The sequence below is a fragment of the Streptomyces sp. CC0208 genome, from assembly GCF_003443735.1.
Classification (GTDB): Bacteria; Actinomycetota; Actinomycetes; order Streptomycetales; family Streptomycetaceae; genus Streptomyces; species Streptomyces sviceus.
Window position 1 is genome coordinate 9,043,049 of sequence record NZ_CP031969.1, and the last position, 17,593, is coordinate 9,060,641.

Here is a 17,593-nt window from a genome sequence, read left to right on the forward strand (position 1 = left end):
GGCGGCCACGCGCTCGGCCGCAAGGTGTGGCAGTGGCTGCCAGGGCGTGCATCGGCGGTACTGGCGGGCGGGATTGCGAGTGGGGCTGCAAGGATGCAGCCATGGAGCAGATATTGAGTCGGCAGGCAGCTTCGGAGGCGGTCCAGGATCACGGGTGGCGCTACTTGCTGGGCTCGTTGCAGACGTCGGTTCCGGTCGGGACGTCGGCTCAAGCGATCAGCTTGGCAGCGGACGCTGTCGCGGTGTGTGGCGACGATGCGGATCGCCATCTCCGGATCGATGTCCGCCCCGATCGGGTCGTCTTCACTCTGCAGTCGTTGGACCATGCGACGGTCACCACCCGGGATGTCGAGCTCGCACGTCGGATCTCCGCCACCGCCGGCAAGTCCGGATTTCTGCCGGAGCCCGGAATGGGAACGGGGGCACCACGGTCCGTCCAGCTTGTGGAGATCGCTATCGATGCACTGAACATCGCAGGCATTCGGCCGTTCTGGGAGGCGGTGTTGGGCTATACCGATGAGGCAGGTGCCGGTGGAGCGGATGATCCGCTCGTTGATCCGCTCTGGCAGGGCCCGGCCATCTGGTTCCAGCAAATGGACCGCGCGCGTCCGCAGCGCAATCGCATCCATCTCGACATCAGTGTTCCGCACGACGAGGCACCCCGACGGGTCGAGACCGCGCTGGCCGCTGGGGGGCGGCTTGTATCCGCGGCCCGTGCCCCCGCGTTCTGGGTGCTTGCCGACCGGGAGGGGAACGAAGCCTGCGTCACCACATGGCAGGGCCGAGACACCTGAAACAACGTGCTGGTGACAGCCACTCGTTGATGGCTGCGACGAGGACGGTCGTTTCGTAGCGGAGGGTGAGCGTGTGTCGAATCGCGTGGCGACGGCGCGGTGCCGCTTGAGGCGATTGATGCCGCACTTGACCGCGTGACGATCGCGGTAGTCGGCCTGTCGAACCTCGGCGGTCGGCCGCCGCAGGAGCCGAGCCTGCGGCGGTTGGCGAGCTGATCGGGCTTGTTCGGGATGGTGCTGCGGATCCCGCGTCTGCGCTGAAGAGGTCCTTGAGACGCTGCAGAGTCCGCCCCCCGGGGCCGGCCGTCTTCAGTCTTCTGCTCTGCACCAAGCCCGCCCCAGTCACCTCCAATGAAGTGGCCATTCTCGTCCTATGGCGGAGCAAAGACTTCCTAGCGGACCTGCCGGTTCGGCCGCCTCGGGATTTACGTTCCTCTCGCACCCTGTCATGTCATGTTCATCGGCATGTCGGGTCAGGTGAATGTCATGCTCATGGCTGCGCGGTTTCGCCGCCGCTACGCGCGTCACGGGCCTGCCAATCCAGTGCGCATCCCCACGTCAACGGAGGCAGAACCCCATGCGTGAGTCCCGTCCGAACAAGCGGAGAAGGAGTCTGCGAAGACTCCTCGCCGTCTCCTTCCCGGCCCTCGCCCTTACCGTCGCCGGACTCGTCGCGGCACCGACGGCCGGCGCTCAGGCCGCTGCCGCCCACCCGCACACCACCAAGGTCACGCAGAACAACAAGGCGCTGACCGCCCCCGCGCGTCAGGCCTTCCACTCCACCGGCAAGGCGGGCCAGAACGTACCCACAACTCACCTGTGCGCCACCGCCGAGCCGGGCCACGCGTCCTGCTTCGCGCAGCGCCGTACCGACATCAAGCAGCGCCTCGCCTCGGCACTCGCCGCCGCGGCCCCCTCCGGCCTCTCCCCGGCCAACCTGCACAGCGCCTACAACCTGCCCACCACCGGCGGCAGCGGCCTGACGGTCGCCGTGGTCGACGCCTACAACGACCCCAACGCCGAGTCGGACCTCGCCACTTACCGCTCCACCTACGGTCTGTCCGCCTGCACCAAGGCCAACGGCTGCTTCAAGCAGGTCAGTCAGACCGGTTCGACCACCTCGCTGCCGACCAACGACAGCGGCTGGGCCGGCGAGGAGGCCCTCGACATCGACATGGTCAGCGCCGTCTGCCCGAACTGCAACATCACCCTTGTCGAGGCCAACTCCGCCAACGACACCGACCTCGGCATCGCCGAGAACGAGGCGGTCTCGCTCGGCGCCAAGTTCGTCTCCAACAGCTGGGGCGGCGACGAAGCCTCCTCCCAGACCAGCGAGGACACCTCGTACTTCAAGCACCCGGGTGTCGCGATCACCGTCTCCTCCGGTGACTCCGCCTACGGTGCCGAGTACCCGGCGACCTCCCAGTACGTGACCGCAGTCGGCGGCACCGCCCTGTCCACGTCCTCCAACTCCCGCGGCTGGACCGAGTCCGTGTGGAAGACCAGCTCCACCGAGGGCACCGGCTCCGGCTGCTCGGCCTACGACCCGAAGCCGACCTGGCAGACCGACACCGGGTGCACCAAGCGGATGGAAGCCGACGTCTCCGCGGTCGCCGACCCGGCGACCGGTGTGGCCGTGTACGACACCTACGGCGGCTCCGGCTGGGCGGTCTACGGCGGCACCAGTGCCTCCGCACCGATCGTCGCCGGCGTCTACGCCCTCGCCGGCACCCCGGGCTCCAGCGACTACCCGGCGAAGTACCCCTACTCCCACACCTCCAACCTGTACGACGTGACCAGCGGCAGCAACGGCTCCTGCTCCACCTCGTACTTCTGCACCGCGACCACCGGCTACGACGGCCCGACCGGCTGGGGCACCCCCAACGGCACCGCCGCTTTCGCCTCCGGCAGCACCTCCGGCAACACGGTGACCGTCACCAACCCGGGCAGCCAGTCGACGACGACCGGTGGTTCGGTCAGCCTGCAGATCAGCGCAAGCGACAGCGCGGGCGCCACCCTCACCTACAGCGCCTCCGGCCTGCCGACCGGCCTGTCCATCAGCAGCTCGACCGGCAAGATCACGGGAACGGCGTCCACCGCGGGCACCTACCAGGTCACCGTCACCGCGAAGGACTCGACCGGCGCCTCCGGCTCGGCCTCCTTCACCTGGACCGTCGGATCCGGCAGCGGCACCTGCACCTCGACCCAGCTGCTCGGCAACGCCGGCTTCGAGTCGGGCAACACCACCTGGACCGGCTCCAGCGGGGTCATCACCAACTCCACCAGCGAGGCGGCACACTCCGGTTCCTACTACGCCTGGCTGGACGGCTACGGCTCCGCGCACACCGACACGCTCTCCCAGTCGGTGACCGTGCCGAGCGGCTGCAAGGCCACCTTCACCTTCTACCTGCACATCGACACCGCGGAGACCTCGACCAGCAGCGCGTACGACAAGCTGACGGTCACCGCGGGCTCGACCACCCTGGCCACCTACTCCAACCTCAACAAAGCCTCCGGGTACGCCCAGAAGTCCTTCGACCTGTCCTCGTACGCCGGCTCCACCGTCACCCTGAAGTTCAACGGAGTGGAGGACTCCTCCCTCCAGACCAGCTTCGTCGTTGACGACACCGCCCTGACGACCAGCTGACCCTCCCGAAGCAAGCACTCGATCCCGCACGCGGAGACCGTCCGCGTGCGGGACACCCGTGATCCACTCGGCCGGACACCGTCAGCGGCCTCGGATGACGCCTTCGTGCCCGCAAGCCCTGCGGCGAACAGTTTGCGGCCGCCGCAACCCCCCCCCGCACGGCTGGTCCTCCGACGACCACCACTGGGCTTTGCCCACCGGCTGCGGAGCGGGCTCCTGAAGGGGTTCTTGCCGTCGAGTGCCATGATCTTGGCGTGTGCCGGCAGCTGCCGCCGATCGGGTATTCGCGACAGCCGCGGTCCGCCAGGCTGCCGGCGTCCGGGGCAGATGGGGGATGCGTTTTTAGAAGGCAGCTCCTCTGGGGACACGTAGCTGCGTGGTTTCGACGACGTGAGGCGGTGACGTGCAGGTGAGCGACGCACTGCGTCGGTCGCGCAGACGTCCGGGCGCTGGCCCCGGCGGCGGTCGTGGCGCCAGTCGTGGTCCGCGGCGGATGCGGTACGTCGTGCTCGGCAGCCGGCCGGCGGGCGGAGTCGGGACCGTGGCGGTTGCGCGCAGGGCGGCGACGGCGGTGCGCCCGGCCGAGGACGGCGTGACCGTCAGCCACGGGCTGAAGGTGGGTGCCGCGTACGCGTGGCGGCTGCTGGTGCTCGGGGCGGCGGTGTACGCGGGTTTCGTGCTGCTGGGACGTCTGCAGTTGGTCGCTGTCGCGTTGTTTCTCGCCCTGGTCGTCACCTCCGTACTGCGTCCCCTCGCCGATCTGTTGGCTCGGTGGCTGCCGCGTGCCCTGGCGGTGGTGGTGAGTGTCGTGGGAAGCCTGCTGGTGCTCCTCGGGCTGCTGGCGCTGGTCGGGGAGCTGGTGGCGAGCGAGTGGGGCCGGCTGGGGCAGGAGTTCAGCGGGGGCGTCGGGCGCATCGAACGGTGGCTGCAGGGAGCTCCGTTCCACGTGAGTCCCGCGGTGACGTCGAATCTTCAGGACAAGGTGAACTCCTTCGTCTCCGATCACCGTTCCGTGCTGATCAGCAGCGCCGTGAGCGGTGCGGGACGGCTCGTGGAGGTGCTGACCGCGGGGGTGCTCGCGCTGTTCTGCTCCCTGTTCTTCGTCCATTCCGGCGACCGGTTCTGGAGCTGGTTCCAGGAACTGCTGCCGCAGCGGGCGCGGGACCCGTTCAGCCGCGCGGGCCGTACGGCGTGGCGGACTTTCGCCGGGTACACGCGGGGCATCGTCATCGTGGCGGCCAGCAACGCGGTGCTGGTCGGCGTCGCGCTGTTCGTGCTGCGGGTGCCGCTCGCCCTGCCGCTGACGATGCTGGAGTTCTTCGCCGCGTTCATCCCGCTGGTGGGATCGCCCATCGCGTTGGGCGTGGCCACGGTGGTCGCCCTGGCGTCGCGTGGGCCGGCCATCGCGATCGTGGTCCTCGCGCTGATCGTCATCATCGGCCAGATCGAGGGCCACGTCCTGCATCCGCTGGTGATGAGCTGGGCGGTCCAGCTGCACCCGGTCATCGTGGCCGTCTCCGTCATCGCCGGCGCCATCCTGGCGGGCGTCGTCGGCGCGGTCGTGGCGGTGCCCATGGTGTCGGTGGCCTGGGCGGTGCACGGCGAACTGCGCACCCCGCCGACCGCGCAGAAGCATCCACGAACACCGCCGTGACCTGCCATCGCCCGGGTATCAGACGCCCTCTCTGTGTTGCGCAACTGACATGCCGCCACTTCCAGCCGGCTCTCGAGCCATACTTCGCCAGGCAGGTCGTTGCGATACGGGTGCTGTGGATGCGGCTCACAGCTTCAGTGGGTCCGCGGTGGACCGCCATGGGGGGGCACAAGGCGAGGAAGCAGCCCGACGCGGCCAGCGCGAGGCCGAGGACCGATGTCGCCATGGTCGGGGCTGTGTCCTGGCCACCGAGACCGGCCATCATGCCGACGGGACAGGCCGTGAAGAGCAGCGCGGTTGGCGAGCCAGGGCAGACCCAGGTGTGTGGTGGTGACCAGTAGGAGCAGGGCGGTACCCGCGGCACCGAGTACGGCCGGCCCCGTCGCCAGGACGCGGTGCGAGGGGAAACGGCCGAGCAGCAGCTTGCCGCTGAGCTGGCCGGTGGCGACCATGCCGATCGAGTTGACGGCGAAGAGCACGCTGTAGGTCTGCGGGGAGGCGCCGTAGACGCGTTGCAGGGTGAAGGACGAGCCGGCGATGTAGGCGAACAGGGCGGCGAAGCCGAGACCGCCGGTGAGCAGGTAGCCGGTGAAGCGGCGGTCGCCTAGCAGGTCGCGCATGGTGCGCAGGGTGGTGGTCAGCCCGCCGTGCCGTCGATGCGCGGTCGGCAGGGTGTGGGGGAGCAGGGCGGCGGTGGCGGACAGGATGACCACGCCCAGCAGGGTGAGGGTGACGAAGACGCCGCGCCAGGAAGTCAGGCGCAGCAGTTGAGCGCCGAGCACGGGGGCGAGGATCGGCGCCACGCCGGAAACCAGCATCAGCGAGGACAACAGGCGGGCGGCGGCGAGTCCGTCGTCCAGGTCGCGCACGACGGCCCGGGCGATGACGATGCCCGCGGTACCGGCCAGACCCTGGATCAGGCGCATGCCGATGAGCACCTGCGGATCCGGGGCGAGGGAGCAGACGGCGCCTGCCGCCATGTACACCGTCAGGCCGATCAGGAGTGGGCGGCGTCGGCCGCGGGTGTCGCTTCGCCGAGATCGGCCAAAGTCTGTTGCCCCGCCGTCGGCCCCGTGACTGCCCTCGCAAGATCCGCTCCTGCATCACCGGCTACGGCAGCAAGGCCCCCGAAGAACCCGCAAGCCAACGCCGCCCCCCGGTCGTCGTCACCCTGAACCAGCGATGGCACGACCACTTGAAGCAACGGCGTTGTCATGCCTTCGATATGGGGCAACAGTCATACCGGGCCCGGAGGCCAGCGGCCCTTTTGCAGGATCGCGAAGAAGATAACGGGGCATACAGGTTGACGCGGTTCTCGTACGCGCGGGGGCCTCGCGCTGGCCGGGACCGCCGCGGCGCCGTCGAGCACCTGGCCGCGGCCGGGGAGTCGGTGGTGGAGCGCGGGCGCGGCGGTGATGCGCAGGGCGGAGCCTCGGCGGCGCCGTACGGTTACGCCCTGGTCGAGCGCGGCGCGCTCTGTCGGCGCCAGCTCGGCGGTGCCGAGGAAATCGGCCACCTTGCAGCTCAAGGGCTGGGGTGCCCGGCTCCGCGACGGCGGTTCGGATGGTGCCGTGGCTGACGCCGGGGTGGCGGGCGAGGGGCGCGATGGTCATGGCCGGTTCCAGGTTCGTTGGCATGAGCGCTGCGACGCCGAGTCCTGCCCATACTGCGGCGGGCACACTGAACCAGGCTGTTGCTTTCGAAGGCCATACGCCAGGGCCGTGGCGGGTTCCCGGGGTGGAAAAGGCAGGCGATCCGGCTGTGCGCCCGGGACGCCGGAGGGGGCCGTCCGCGGGTACTGAACTGACGTGAAATCGTCCGTCCCGGAAAAGGCGCTCCCCATAAATGCCCATACCAAACATGTTGATGAGAGGGAAGGGTGACGCTACGCTCGTATACACCGTGACCGCTCATATGTCATTCGTAACCGGAATGACAGGGCGACGCAGCGGGGAAGAAAGCCGACATAGCACCGGCTTGCATTTCGACGGGTTTCGACTCACACGGGGGAAGAATTGGATACGCGGCATCTCGAGGCATTCCTGGGCGCCGTGGACGCGGGGAGTGTGACACGGGCTGCGAGCATGCTCCGGGTGACCCAGCCCACGGTGACCAATCGCATCAAGGCACTGGAGCGGTCGCTCGGTCTGCCCCTGCTGGAGCGCTTACCGGGGGGTGTCCGGCCGACGCGAGCCGGTCGCTCCATTCTCGAACAGGCCCGCGAGATACTGCGGCTCAGCGGTCACGTCCGGCGCATCGCGGACGCGTCACTCACGCCGCAGGGGAGAATCTGCGTCGGTGCGTCGGAAAGCCTTATCAACCACCGACTGCTCCCGCTCATCGAATACCTGCTCGTGCGCTATCCGGACATGGATGTGTCGCTCCGGCTGTCCACCCCTCAAGAGGCACTCGTCATGCTGCACAACGGAGAGATGGACTGCGTATTCATGATAGGAAGCGAAGCGTCGGACGAGGATCTGGAGTACTGCGATCTCTGCCCCGAGCCATTCGCCTTGGTCGCCGGAGGACGACCAGGTCCCGGCCGCCCGGGCCCCGAGGAGGCGGTGTCGTCGATTCTCGTCAGCGCCGACCTCGACGTCCGTCACTGCGGCGGGCTCCTGGACGAGGTCGAGTCGACCCTGCGGCCGGGGCGGACGCTGAGGCTCGATTCCGTCACCGCGGTGAAGCGCATGGCCGAGAGCGGCATCGGCGTGGGCCTGCTTCCCGAGGTCGCCGTGGCCGAGGACATCGCCGACGGCCGGCTTCGCAGGGTCGTGGACTGGCGACCCGCCACCGCCACGTACACGCAGGCCCTGTGGCGCCGCGGCGACGCCGGGCACCCGGCCCTCGACGCCGTGCTGAAGGCCGCCTCCGACGTGGTCAGCGCAGACTGAACGGGCTCCGGGCCCGCTGCGGGAGCCACGGAGCCCGCGGGCCGCTCAGGCGGCATCCGTGAGGAGCTGGGCGAGAAGCCGCCGGTGGTCGGTCTTGCCATGCTGGTTGACGGGGAGGCTTTCCACGATACGCACCACGCTGGGTGCCATGTACGCGGGCATCGAACGCAGGCAGAACGCGAGCAGGTCGCTCTCGGCCGACCGGGCCGCTCCGTCGGCCAACACGACGAACGCGCTCAACTCAGCGTCACCCTCAGGCCCCTTGTACACCACGACGGCCGCCTCGCGGACCTGGGGGTGGGCGAGCAGCCGTCGCTGCACCTCGGCCGGTTCGACGCGGTTGCCGCGGATCTGCACCTGGGAGTCCCGACGCCCGCAGAAACGCAGCGCGCCGTCGGCGTCCCGGAAGGCCAGGTCACCGGTCCGCAGCAGGCGCTGCCCGGAGCGGGGCTCCAGCGGGTCGGTGACAAGGACGGCGTCCGTGGCCTCGGCGTCCCCCCAGTAGCCGGTCATCAGGGCCGGGCTGCGCAGGTACATCTCGCCGACGACGCCCTCCTCGCACACCGGTGCCCCCTCGGCGTCCAGCAGGAGGATGTCGGTGCCCCGGTGCCCGTTGCCGATCGACAGGTGCGTCACGTCGTCGGGCAGGGGGTCGGGGACGTCGGCGAAACTGGCCGCCATGGATTCCGTCGCCCCGTAGCAGTTGATCAGACGGATGCCGGGCCGCAGGCGCTGGAGGTGGCGCAGTTCGCCCAGCGGGAACTCCTCTCCGCAGAAGAGCACTCCGCGTAGATCGGGAAGGTCGGCCAGCTGGTCGGGGATGTGGCGCAGCGACTGCCGCCAGATGGACGGCACGCCGTTGACATGGGTCGCCCGGGTGACGCGCAGCACCTTGAGGAACCTCGTCGGCCAGCGCAGCAGAGCCCGCGGGACGGGGGCCACCGCCGCTCCGCTGCCCAGCGCCATGCCGATGTCCAGGAGCGAGAAGTCGAACTGGAGTGGGGACGTCGACGCCACCCGGTCGCCCGTCGACACGAACCCCTCGGCGATCATGCCCCGGTAGAAGGCGACGACGGACCGGTGGCTCATCACCACGCCTTTGGGCCGGCCCGTGGTGCCCGACGTGAAGATGATGTAGGCGGTGTCGGTCGGCGTCACGGCGCGCCTCAGCCGCTCACGGCGCACCGGCGGGCGCGGTACCTCGATGCTGCCCCCGCCGAACCGGCCGTGGCCCACGGCCGCCCGCGGTTCCCCGTCGGCGGTCAGGCACAGCGCGGGCTCGGCCAGCCGCTCGATCGTCTCCCGCCGTTCGGCCGGCGTCTCCGGGCTGACCGGGACGAAGGGCAGGCCGCGCGACGAACACGCCAGCACGAGGGCGACGGCCTCGGCGGACGTGTCCGAAACGATCATGACACGGTCGCCTGTCCGCAGGCTGAAGCGGTCCAGTTCAGCGGCATACCGCTCGGCGGCCTCGCGCAGCCCGCGGAAGGTCGTCACCCGTTCCGCGCCGTCCGCGTACTCCACCACGGCGGGTTGGTCGGGGTGCGTGGCCGCGGCTGCCAGGAGGAACTCGTCGAAGCGTTCGTCGGGCCGGTGGGTCACCGCAGGTGCGGGAGTCGCTGGCATGATCTCTCCAGGTCAACGCAGGTTGCCGGCCGCGGCCGGGGCGGGCGGTACGGGTGTGGCGATGTGCGGTTCCCCGGTGACGAGCACCAGCGGGGAACCGGGGGCAGTGCTCAGGTGGCGTACGGTGCCGACGACCAGGACGTGGTCGAGGGAGGTGAAGGTCTCCGCGACGTCGCAGGTCATCACGACGGCGGCGTCGTTCAGGACTGGGACGCCCCGCACCACGGCGTGCGGCGTGTCGCGGAAGCGCTGGGCGGGGGTGCCGGTGGCGAAGCGCCGGACCAGCGGCCCCTGCGTGTGGGACAGCACGTTGACGGCGAAGTGGCCGGCGCCGAGCAGGTGGTCCAGGGTGCGTCCGCGCGTGCCGAAGGCCAGCAGCACGCTCGGCGGCGCCACGGACAGCGACATCAGCGAGGTCGTGGTGCACCCCACCGGCCCGTTCGGTCCGAGGGCGGTGGTGACCGCGACGCATTTGGCCAGTCCCGTCATCGCCGCGCGGAAGAGGGCTTCGTCCACCCCCGCCTCGGCCGACGCGGCCGCCTGGGCAGTCGAGGTCTCAACCCCGAGCACGGCTCACCTCCATGCCGGTCGTGAGTCCGGCGAGGGTGTCGAGCGCCCGCTCGACCACACCGGTGCGGGGGCGTCCGCGCCCTGCGGAGTCGGCTGCGAATCGCAGGGCTTTGGGCAACTGCGTCCAGGCGTCGGCCAGGTCCGGGTCAGGGTTCGGCCCCAGGCGGTGGAGCTGGTGCCGGGACGCCGCCCACAGGTCGTCGATGTGCCGCTCCAGCAGATCCCCGTCGGTAGTGAGGCGGTCCCGCAGGTACGCGAACACCTCCCGCGGCTCGCGCAGCCAGGTGCCGGGCCACTGCGCCGGGACGCCGGCCGGGGGTGTGATGGTCCGGCGCAGCCAGCGGTAGGCATCCGTGGGGCCGCTGTCCACCGGTTCCCCCAGGGCGTGCACGTCCCGGTTGCGGACGGCCGGGTCGAGCCGCCCCACCGGTGCCAGCGCCCGGCGCAGCGCGTCGTCGTCGAGTACTCCGGCGTAGGGCAGTTGCTCGCCGTTGGGCATCAGGGCGTGGAACGGGTCGGTCACGAGCCACCCGTTCGCGTCGTGGGCCCGCAGCAGGAACCAGTGGGGGACGGTCCGCACCCCGTGGTGCGGAGACCAGGGCAGGTGGAAGGCGTTGCCCGACACGATCACCTGCCCCTGCTCGGCGAGCAGGTCGGCGAGCGCGGCACGGGCCGACGGCCAGTCCGGGCGATGGTCGTGGACCAGGGTCCCGCCGTCGATGCGATCGTGGTGGGAGAAGGCGAGCGTGCCGTCCGGTTCGTCGGTGCGCACCCACAGGTGCACCGCCGACGCCAGGCGGTCCGCCGCCGCGCCTCCCAGGTACTCCACCAGCGTGGTGGAGTAGCAGGACAGGGCAGGTGTCATGGTGTCGTCTCCCAAGCGCAGGCCACGGGTACGTCGATGAGGTCTCGCACCTTGCGCCAGCGCAGACCGCGCCAGTTGCCGTGGTCGAGATGCGGGGGCACGTCGATGCTCCAGGGGCGCCCTCCGATGCCGGTGCCGTGTGCCTTCACACAGGCCTCCTGGACCGTCCAGATCTCCGTGAAGACGGTGTGCCGCAGGGCGGCCGGCATGCGGTACAGGTGGTTCGCGTACGGGGCGGCGCACCGCCGGAGCATCGAGTGGCCGACGTACTGCGGCGGCACCTGCACGTCGACCCCGAGGCGGCGGCCGGGCGCGACGGCCACGACGGTGTGCCCCCCGTCGTGGGAAATGCTGATGCCGGGCCGGGACCGGCCCCGCAGGAGCGGTTTGCCGTTGCGGCCGGCCACCACCGGCTCGCCGGCATCGTCGGGTGCCACCTCGGCGAGCAGCTCGCGCAAGAGCGCGCGCCCCGCCAGCATCTGGCGCGCACGCCAGGCAGGCCGGTCTTGTGTCGCGGCGAGGTCGGCGCGGGTCAGGCGTCCGGTGGACGCCTCACCGGTGGCCACCCACACCCCCGGGCTGATCTCCACGACTCTCACGGCAGATCCTCCGGACCACTCTGGGAGGCCGTTTCGGCCACGATGCTCAGAACGACCTCGGTGGTACCGCCGCCGATCCCGAACAGGGCGCCCTGCGCCCGCAGGTGCTGCGGGCCACCGGTACGGAAGCCGTGCGCGCCCTGGAGGTGGGCGCACACGTCGAGGACGTGTTCGACGGTCTCGGCGGCGCTGGCCTTGAGCAGCGCGGCGGCAGAGGTGTCGCGGCGGGCGGCGACCGCCTCGGTGAGGCTCTCGGTCAGGGCGCGGTGCTGACGGGAGCGCAGCAGTGCGCCCGCCCAGCGCTGGCGTATCCCCTCCCGCTCCCACAGGACCCCGTCGCCGTGGCGGCGCCGCCCCAGGTAGCGGGCGGTATCGCGCAGCACCCGCTCGCACAGTGCGACCGCCCACAGTGCCCCGGCCAGCCGCTCGGTGGCGATGTGGGCCGCGAACGTGCTCAGGCCCCGGCCGGTACCGCCCACGACGTGGCCGCGGGTCAGCCGGACGTCGTCGAAGGTGAGGTGGCCGGTCCCGGAGCCGTCGAACAACTCCGTCTCGGCCGGTTCCACGTGCACGCCGGGCGCGTCGGCCGGCACGAGGACCCAGGTGAAGTTGGTGAAGTGGGGTCCGGGCCGGTGACGGGCGAGGACCAGGGCGGCATCGCACGTCGTCGCGTTGGTGATCCAGCGCTTGGTTCCGTCGAGCCGGACGTGGTCGTCGTCGAAGGAGACGCGGGTGTCCAGTGCCGCCAGGTCGCAGCCGGAGCCCTCGTCGGTGGCGGCGAGGGCCACGACGGTACGCCCGTCAAGGCTGTCGGCGAGCGTCCGGGCGGCCGGGCCGGTCCCCCCGGCCAGCAGCGGCAGGCACGTCGCCAGCGGCACGGTCACGGCCAGTGTGGAGCCGACGCCGAAGCGGCGGTCCACGTCCGTCAGCAGGGCGCTCAGCGCGGCCGCGTCGACGCCCCGGCGTGGGTCGTTGCCGCGGTAGGCCCCGGCCAGCCGGTTCTCCGCTCCGAGGGCACGCCAGAGGTCGGCGCCGCTCGCGTCGGCGGGCAGCGTGCCGAGCCGGGAGCCGGCCGCCGCGGCCGCCGGCTCCCGCATCGCGGAGACAGTCATGCCGCCGCCCTGCCGTCTCCCTCGGTGGCAGCCTGTGCCCGCTGCACCGCGGCCCACAGACTGCCGGCGGTGGCGAAGGTGGTGTCGTTGAGGTCCTCGTCCGGAAGGGAGACCCCGAGCCCATCCTCGATGGCGAAGAGCAGGTCGATGGCCTTCATGGAGTTCATCCCGAGGTCGTGCAGGCGGCTGTCCTCGGTGAGGGGACGGTCCCCGAGGTTGGGGAGGAACGGCGTCAGCAGGTCGATGAAGGGCTGGTTCACGGCTTCTCCGTCGCTTGGGTGGTGGTGAGGATCGGCAGGGTCAGGGTCGGTGGGGCCGCACGGCGAACACCTCGCGATCGGCGGCCAGCAGGGACGCCAGCTCGGGCAGCAGGGTCGCGGGGACCGGCCTGCCCCGTTCGGCGCGCCGCTGGGCGATGAACACGGTCGCGGTGAGCCGGTCCCAACGACGCAGGTGTTCCTCCGCCTCCAGCCGCTCGCCGAGGTGCTCTCGGTAGGCGGCGTGCAGGTGCCGGGCCCGCGTCAGCAGCCAGGTCTCCGCGGTCAGCCGGCGCAGGGCGGCGAGCCGGTCGGGATGGGCGGTGTAGGTCTCGACGTATGCCGCCGGATCGTCCAGGAAGAGCTCCGGCCGGGGCGCGCGGTATTCGGGCACCGACGACAGGGTGCATGCGAAGGAGGCGGCGGGCAGGCGCTCCCAGGGGTACGTCCAGCGGCCGGGCCGGGCCGGCCCCCACGCCGTCTCGTTGTCGTACGCGTCCTCGACCTCGGCTCCGTCCCGGTGCGCACCGACCAGGAAGCTGTGCTCCATGCGCGCCCGGCCCGCGTAGGGCAGCCACGGCATGTCGTAGGAGTCGGCCACGGCGTAGACCCCGGACGCCCGTTCGGCCATGGCGCGCAGCCCGTCCGCGGGGACGCGGTGGGCGAAGGCGTCCGGCCGCAGGCCCACCAGAGCGGCTCCCTCGCGCAAGTGCTCCTCTGGCGAGGGGTCCACCGTGGGCAGACCGTCGGGGCCGGGCCGCGGCAGGAAGCGCAGCCGCGCCCCCAGCGCGAGATGCCGCCCCGGCCCGTTGCGGCGGTCCGCGATGACCGCCAGGTTGACCTGCACGCAGTCGAGGATCCCGGTCCGCACGGACGGGGCGGCGGTGGCCGTCACGGGCGCGTCTCCACCCGTGTCAGCCCGGCCACCGCACGGGCAAGCGTTTCGTCGGGCGGGGACTGGTCCTCGACTCCGCCGTCGAGGAAGTGCTCGTAGGCCCCGAGGTCCAGGTAGCCGTGGCCGCTGACGCACACCAGGACTCCGCCGGTGGCCCCGGGCGAGGTGGCGATGCGGGCGGCGGCCGCCAAGGCGTGGCCGGACTCGGGCGCCGGCAGGACGCTCTCGTGGCGGGCGAGCAGCCGGCCCGCGTCCAGGGCGTCCGCCTGGCTGACCGCCATGGCGTCGATGTCCCCGCTGTGCCGCATCGCGGAGATGAGCTTCGCCGCGCCGTGGAAGCGCAGGCCCGCGGTGTGCGCGTCCGGGATTCGGTAGTCGCTGCCGATGGTGTACATAGCCTCCATCGGGCCGCTGCCGGTGGCGTCGGTCTTGTCGTAGGCGTAGACACCGCGGGTCAGCTTCGGTGTGCTGCTGGACTCGGCGGCGACCAGCAGGGGCCCCTCCCTGCCTGCCGCCCTGGCCGTGGCGTGGAAGGGCAACGCGATGCCGCCGAAGTTGGATCCGGCGCCAACGCAGCCGACGACCGCGCCGATCTCGGCGTCCAGTTCCGCGAGTTGCTCCTCCGCCTCCAGGCCGATCACGGACTGGTGCAGGATGCTGTACGTCTCCCCGCTGCCGATGCAGAAGGCCACCCGGTCGTGTTCCGTGGCGTACTCGACGGCCTCCCCGATGGCCAGCGAGAGGCTGTTGCCGGCGGCCGGGCCCTCGGTGGCGGAGACCTTGGTCATGCCGCTGGGGCTGGCATGCACCTCGGCGCCCAGCATGCGCATCAGGACCCCGCGGTAGGGCTTGCGGCGAAGGCTGGACTCGACCATGAAGACCCGGCAGCGCAGTCCGAACAGGGCGCACGCCGCAGCCATGGCAGTGCCCCACTGGCCCGCCCCGGTGCCCGTGACCAGCTCCTTCACACCGGCCTTCCGGTAGTAGTAGGCCTGCGCGAGCGCCGTGTTGAGCTTGTGGCTGCCCGAGATGTTGACGCCCTCGTTCTTGACGTAGACGGGGACACGGGCGCCGACGGCCTCCTCGAAACCGCGGGCACGCCACAACGGGGTCGGGCGGTACTGCCGGTAGCGCTCGACGACCGGGGCGGGGATGTCCCAGTACTCACGGGCGGAGATGCTGTGCCGAATCAGCTCGGTCGGGAGGTTGATCTTTATCTCTCCGGCCTCGTCACCCGAGCGGGGCGGGGTGCGGTCCGGCGGCAGGGGCTCGGACAGATGCGGCAGGACGCTGCGCCACCGAGTCGGGACCCCGTGCGTCACCGCCGTACCTCCGCGGCCGTCACGACGTCGATGAGGTCCCGGACAGTACGGAAGCTGCGCCCCACGAAGAGGTCGTCGGGGAGAGTGACGTCCAGCTCGTCCTCGATCCGCACGAGCATGCCGACGAACCCGAGCGAGTTCACGTTCAGCAGGTCCCCGACGAGTGGTTCGTCGTCGCTGACCCTGTCGGGCGGAAGGGACAGCCGTGACTCGGCGATGACCACCTTCTTGACGACGGTGGCGACGGCGTCCCGGTCGAGGGACAGTTCCTGGGGCATGGCAGACCTTTCGGGGAAGAGGGGAGGCCGGACGTCAGCCGCGCAACGCGCCGGCGCCGTCGGTGACGTAGCTGTAGGTGACCAGTGCGCCGAGCGTCACGGGACCGCGCACGTGCAGACGGCCGGTGGCGATGGCGATCTCGGTGCCCAGACCGAGGGTCGGACCGTCGTGCAGCCGCAGCGAGCCGTTGACCACGACCATCGCGGCGTCGGCGCGGCGGCGGAAGGCGTCGATGACGTGCCGGTCCCGGGCGATGACGCCCTCGGTGTGCCCGGAACCGTGGCGGCGGACGTGGTCCAGTGCGGCGTTCTCGTCGTCGACCGGTACGACGGCGACGATCGGGTCGAGGAACTCCCGGCCCAGATCGTGTGCGGCGAGGGGTTCTGTCTTGAGCGTGCAGGGGACCACAGCGTCCAGTTCGGGGGCCGTGTGCAGGGTCAGCTCCCCCTCACGGCCCGCCAGCCCGCGCGCCAGGGCTGTGAGGTAGTCCCGGGCGACGGCGCGGTCGAGCAGCAGCGTCTCCACGGAGGTACAGCCGGCCGGCTCGGGCAGCTTGCTGTCCAGCGTGGCACGCACGGCGAGGTCCAGGTCGGCGCTGCGGTGAACATAGAGGTGGTTGACGCCGCCGCCGCCGGCGATCAGCGGGATGGCACTGGTACGGCAGTGCTCCACGAGCGCGGGACTGCCGCGCGGGATGAGCACGTCCACCTCGTCGGGCCGTTTCAACAGGGCCCGCAGCAGCCGGCGCTGCGGGTCGTCCAGCACCGTGACGAGGCCCGTGGGCAGTCCCGCTCGGGTGAGCGCGGCGTGCACGGTCCGTTCGACGGCGGCGTTGGTGGCGGCCGTCTCCTTGCCGCCGCGCAGCAGTACCGCGTTCCCGACGGCGACCGGGAGCAGGGCGCCGTCCACGGTGACGGTGGGTCGTGCCTCGTAGACCATCAGGACGACGCCGAGGGGCCGCGGGACACGGTGGACGTGCCGCGCCGCACCGGAGACGGGCACCTCCGCCTCGCGCACCTTCCGCAGTTCGTCCCGGGTCATCGCGGTGAGCTCGACCATCCGGTCCCGGTGGACGTCGGTCAGACGCAGCCGCTCCACCAGCGTGGGCGGCATGCCCAGCCGCTGGGCCGCAGCGACGTCCGCCGCGTTGGCCCTGGCGATCTGCGGCCAGTGGGCGACGAGTTCCTCACCGAGGAAACGGCAGTACTGGTCGTAGGCGGGGTCGCCCACGGGCGGGGCCGCGTCGAACGCCGCGCGGGCCCGGCTCAGGAGAGCGTCAGGCATGCTGCTCCTCCGTTGTGGTGAGGAAGGCCCCGAGGTGGTCCAGGAGAAGGGGCAGCCGCTCGCCGTCGAAGGCGGTGAAGTGGTCGCCGGGCAGCGGCCGTACGGTCAGGTGCGTAGCCACCTCGCGCCAGGCCGCCAAGTGGTCGTCGTTGTCCTCGTCCGCGCACGGCATCAGCAGTGTGGGGCAGTCGTGGCGCACCTCGGCCCGGTAGGAGACGACGGCGTCGAGGTGCGCGTCGGCGGTCGCGGCGACCCGGTCGGCGGGAACGCCGCTGTCGTCGGCGGCGAGGGAGGCGTGGACCCGCTCGCGCCACCGCCGGGCAGCCGCCGGATCACGGTCGATGCGGGCGGCGGGGCTGTCGACCATCACGACCCGTGGCCGCCGTCCCTCCTCGGCCAGCCGCGCGGCCAGCTCCCAGGCGAGCACGCCGCCGAGTGACCAGCCGAACAACAGCTCCGGTGGCTCGGGGAGTTCAGCCAGCAGCGACCAGTAGCGGTCCGTCATCGCGGCGACGCTGCGGTCCGGCTCCTCTCCCGGCGCCAGCCCGTACCCGCGCAGGGCGACGACCGGGCCGGACCGGCGCAGGGCGAACCCGACGCCCGTGTAGGCCCCGACACCGCCGCCGGCGGCGTGGACGAGGACGCTGCACCTTCCGGGCCGGGGCCGGCCCATCGGCATGAGCACCGGCTGGGCGACATCCGGGCGGCTCATGGTGTGCGTCCGCGACGCGGGCAACCGATCATCAATGATCTTTCCTTTCCGTACTCAATGGCACCGACGAGAAGCGAATTCCG

16 protein-coding genes and 1 pseudogene are annotated in these 17,593 nt (G+C 71.2%); 4 read left to right on the plus strand and 13 right to left on the minus strand.

The genetic code is table 11. The features are described from left to right. Positions 1-101 precede the first annotated feature (101 nt). Positions 102-794: a VOC family protein gene (locus D1369_RS41455; protein ID WP_007379270.1), complete on the plus strand. Its 693-nt coding sequence runs from the start codon at positions 102-104 to the stop codon at positions 792-794. A gap of 75 nt (positions 795-869) precedes the next feature. On the opposite strand, the pseudogene D1369_RS44345 reads toward D1369_RS41455, so the two are convergent. Next, positions 870-1,051, minus strand: a pseudogene (locus D1369_RS44345) (IS5/IS1182 family transposase); the annotation flags it as partial. Positions 1,052-1,371: 320 nt separating this feature from the next. Here D1369_RS44345 and D1369_RS41465 point away from each other — a divergent pair. Both D1369_RS41465 and D1369_RS41470 read left to right on the plus strand, forming a co-directional pair. After that, positions 1,372-3,441 (plus strand): putative Ig domain-containing protein, encoded by a 2,070-nt coding sequence (locus tag D1369_RS41465; RefSeq protein ID WP_007379269.1) that lies wholly within the window; start codon positions 1,372-1,374, stop codon positions 3,439-3,441. Positions 3,442-3,982: 541 nt separating this feature from the next. After that, positions 3,983-5,095: an AI-2E family transporter gene (locus D1369_RS41470; RefSeq protein WP_106433568.1), complete on the plus strand. Its 1,113-nt coding sequence runs from the start codon at positions 3,983-3,985 to the stop codon at positions 5,093-5,095. A 134-nt stretch (positions 5,096-5,229) separates the two neighbouring features. Here the strand turns inward: D1369_RS41470 and D1369_RS41475 are convergent, their stop codons facing one another. Further along, positions 5,230-6,075 (minus strand): MFS transporter, encoded by an 846-nt coding sequence (locus tag D1369_RS41475; protein ID WP_050789645.1) that lies wholly within the window; start codon positions 6,073-6,075, stop codon positions 5,230-5,232. A 1,035-nt stretch (positions 6,076-7,110) separates the two neighbouring features. On the opposite strand from D1369_RS41475, the gene D1369_RS41485 reads away from it, so the two are divergent. Then, the gene (locus D1369_RS41485; RefSeq protein WP_007379266.1) at positions 7,111-7,989 is read left to right on the plus strand and encodes a LysR family transcriptional regulator; all 879 of its coding nucleotides are present in this window, start codon (positions 7,111-7,113) and stop codon (positions 7,987-7,989) included. Between the two features lie 45 nt (positions 7,990-8,034). Here D1369_RS41485 and D1369_RS41490 read toward each other — a convergent pair whose 3' ends face one another. Genes D1369_RS41490 through D1369_RS41540 form a run of 11 tightly spaced genes read right to left on the minus strand, consistent with a single transcriptional unit; the run spans position 8,035 to position 17,510 of the window. After that, on the minus strand, positions 8,035-9,615 hold the full coding sequence (locus D1369_RS41490) for an AMP-binding protein (RefSeq protein WP_118083077.1): 1,581 nt from the start codon (positions 9,613-9,615) through the stop codon (positions 8,035-8,037). Positions 9,616-9,627: 12 nt separating this feature from the next. Then, positions 9,628-10,185 carry a flavin reductase family protein gene (locus D1369_RS41495; RefSeq protein ID WP_118083078.1) on the minus strand — a complete coding sequence of 186 codons (558 nt, stop codon included), beginning with the start codon at positions 10,183-10,185 and terminating at the stop codon, positions 9,628-9,630. Beyond that, entirely contained in the window at positions 10,172-11,050 is an 879-nt protein-coding gene (locus tag D1369_RS41500; protein ID WP_007379264.1) for a hypothetical protein, read from the minus strand. Before D1369_RS41500 ends, D1369_RS41495 begins: the two co-directional genes overlap by 14 nt. Further along, positions 11,047-11,649 (minus strand): 4'-phosphopantetheinyl transferase superfamily protein, encoded by a 603-nt coding sequence (locus tag D1369_RS41505; RefSeq protein ID WP_007379263.1) that lies wholly within the window; start codon positions 11,647-11,649, stop codon positions 11,047-11,049. The genes D1369_RS41500 and D1369_RS41505 overlap by 4 nt, the downstream gene beginning before the upstream one ends. After that, the gene (locus tag D1369_RS41510; protein WP_240436144.1) at positions 11,646-12,761 is read right to left on the minus strand and encodes an acyl-CoA dehydrogenase; all 1,116 of its coding nucleotides are present in this window, start codon (positions 12,759-12,761) and stop codon (positions 11,646-11,648) included. The genes D1369_RS41505 and D1369_RS41510 overlap by 4 nt, the downstream gene beginning before the upstream one ends. Continuing rightward, positions 12,758-13,021: an acyl carrier protein gene (locus D1369_RS41515; protein WP_118083080.1), complete on the minus strand. Its 264-nt coding sequence runs from the start codon at positions 13,019-13,021 to the stop codon at positions 12,758-12,760. Before D1369_RS41515 ends, D1369_RS41510 begins: the two co-directional genes overlap by 4 nt. A gap of 40 nt (positions 13,022-13,061) precedes the next feature. Next, entirely contained in the window at positions 13,062-13,913 is an 852-nt protein-coding gene (locus D1369_RS41520; protein WP_118083081.1) for a hypothetical protein, read from the minus strand. Then, on the minus strand, positions 13,910-15,235 hold the full coding sequence (locus D1369_RS41525; protein ID WP_118083082.1) for a TrpB-like pyridoxal phosphate-dependent enzyme: 1,326 nt from the start codon (positions 15,233-15,235) through the stop codon (positions 13,910-13,912). Before D1369_RS41525 ends, D1369_RS41520 begins: the two co-directional genes overlap by 4 nt. Then, complete coding sequence (locus D1369_RS41530; protein WP_007379261.1) at positions 15,232-15,513, minus strand: acyl carrier protein; 282 nt, start codon at positions 15,511-15,513, stop codon at positions 15,232-15,234. The genes D1369_RS41525 and D1369_RS41530 overlap by 4 nt, the downstream gene beginning before the upstream one ends. A 34-nt stretch (positions 15,514-15,547) precedes the next feature. After that, positions 15,548-16,798 (minus strand): glutamate-5-semialdehyde dehydrogenase, encoded by a 1,251-nt coding sequence (locus tag D1369_RS41535; RefSeq protein WP_007379260.1) that lies wholly within the window; start codon positions 16,796-16,798, stop codon positions 15,548-15,550. Then, positions 16,791-17,510: a thioesterase domain-containing protein gene (locus D1369_RS41540; protein ID WP_007379259.1), complete on the minus strand. Its 720-nt coding sequence runs from the start codon at positions 17,508-17,510 to the stop codon at positions 16,791-16,793. The genes D1369_RS41535 and D1369_RS41540 overlap by 8 nt, the downstream gene beginning before the upstream one ends. Positions 17,511-17,593 lie beyond the last annotated feature (83 nt).

What these genes read in the sequence shown, in the direction of transcription:
- D1369_RS41455 (WP_007379270.1), top strand. Translation starts at nt 102, where the DNA reads ATGGAGCAGATATTGAGTCGGCAGGCAGCTTCGGAGGCGGTCCAGGAT.
- D1369_RS41465 (WP_007379269.1), top strand. Translation starts at nt 1,372, where the DNA reads ATGCGTGAGTCCCGTCCGAACAAGCGGAGAAGGAGTCTGCGAAGACTC.
- D1369_RS41475 (WP_050789645.1), bottom strand. Translation starts at nt 6,075, where the DNA reads ATGGCGGCAGGCGCCGTCTGCTCCCTCGCCCCGGATCCGCAGGTGCTC.
- D1369_RS41490 (WP_118083077.1), bottom strand. Translation starts at nt 9,615, where the DNA reads ATGCCAGCGACTCCCGCACCTGCGGTGACCCACCGGCCCGACGAACGC.
- D1369_RS41500 (WP_007379264.1), bottom strand. Translation starts at nt 11,050, where the DNA reads ATGACACCTGCCCTGTCCTGCTACTCCACCACGCTGGTGGAGTACCTG.
- D1369_RS41510 (WP_240436144.1), bottom strand. Translation starts at nt 12,761, where the DNA reads ATGACTGTCTCCGCGATGCGGGAGCCGGCGGCCGCGGCGGCCGGCTCC.
- D1369_RS41530 (WP_007379261.1), bottom strand. Translation starts at nt 15,513, where the DNA reads ATGCCCCAGGAACTGTCCCTCGACCGGGACGCCGTCGCCACCGTCGTC.
- D1369_RS41535 (WP_007379260.1), bottom strand. Translation starts at nt 16,798, where the DNA reads ATGCCTGACGCTCTCCTGAGCCGGGCCCGCGCGGCGTTCGACGCGGCC.
- D1369_RS41540 (WP_007379259.1), bottom strand. Translation starts at nt 17,510, where the DNA reads ATGAGCCGCCCGGATGTCGCCCAGCCGGTGCTCATGCCGATGGGCCGG.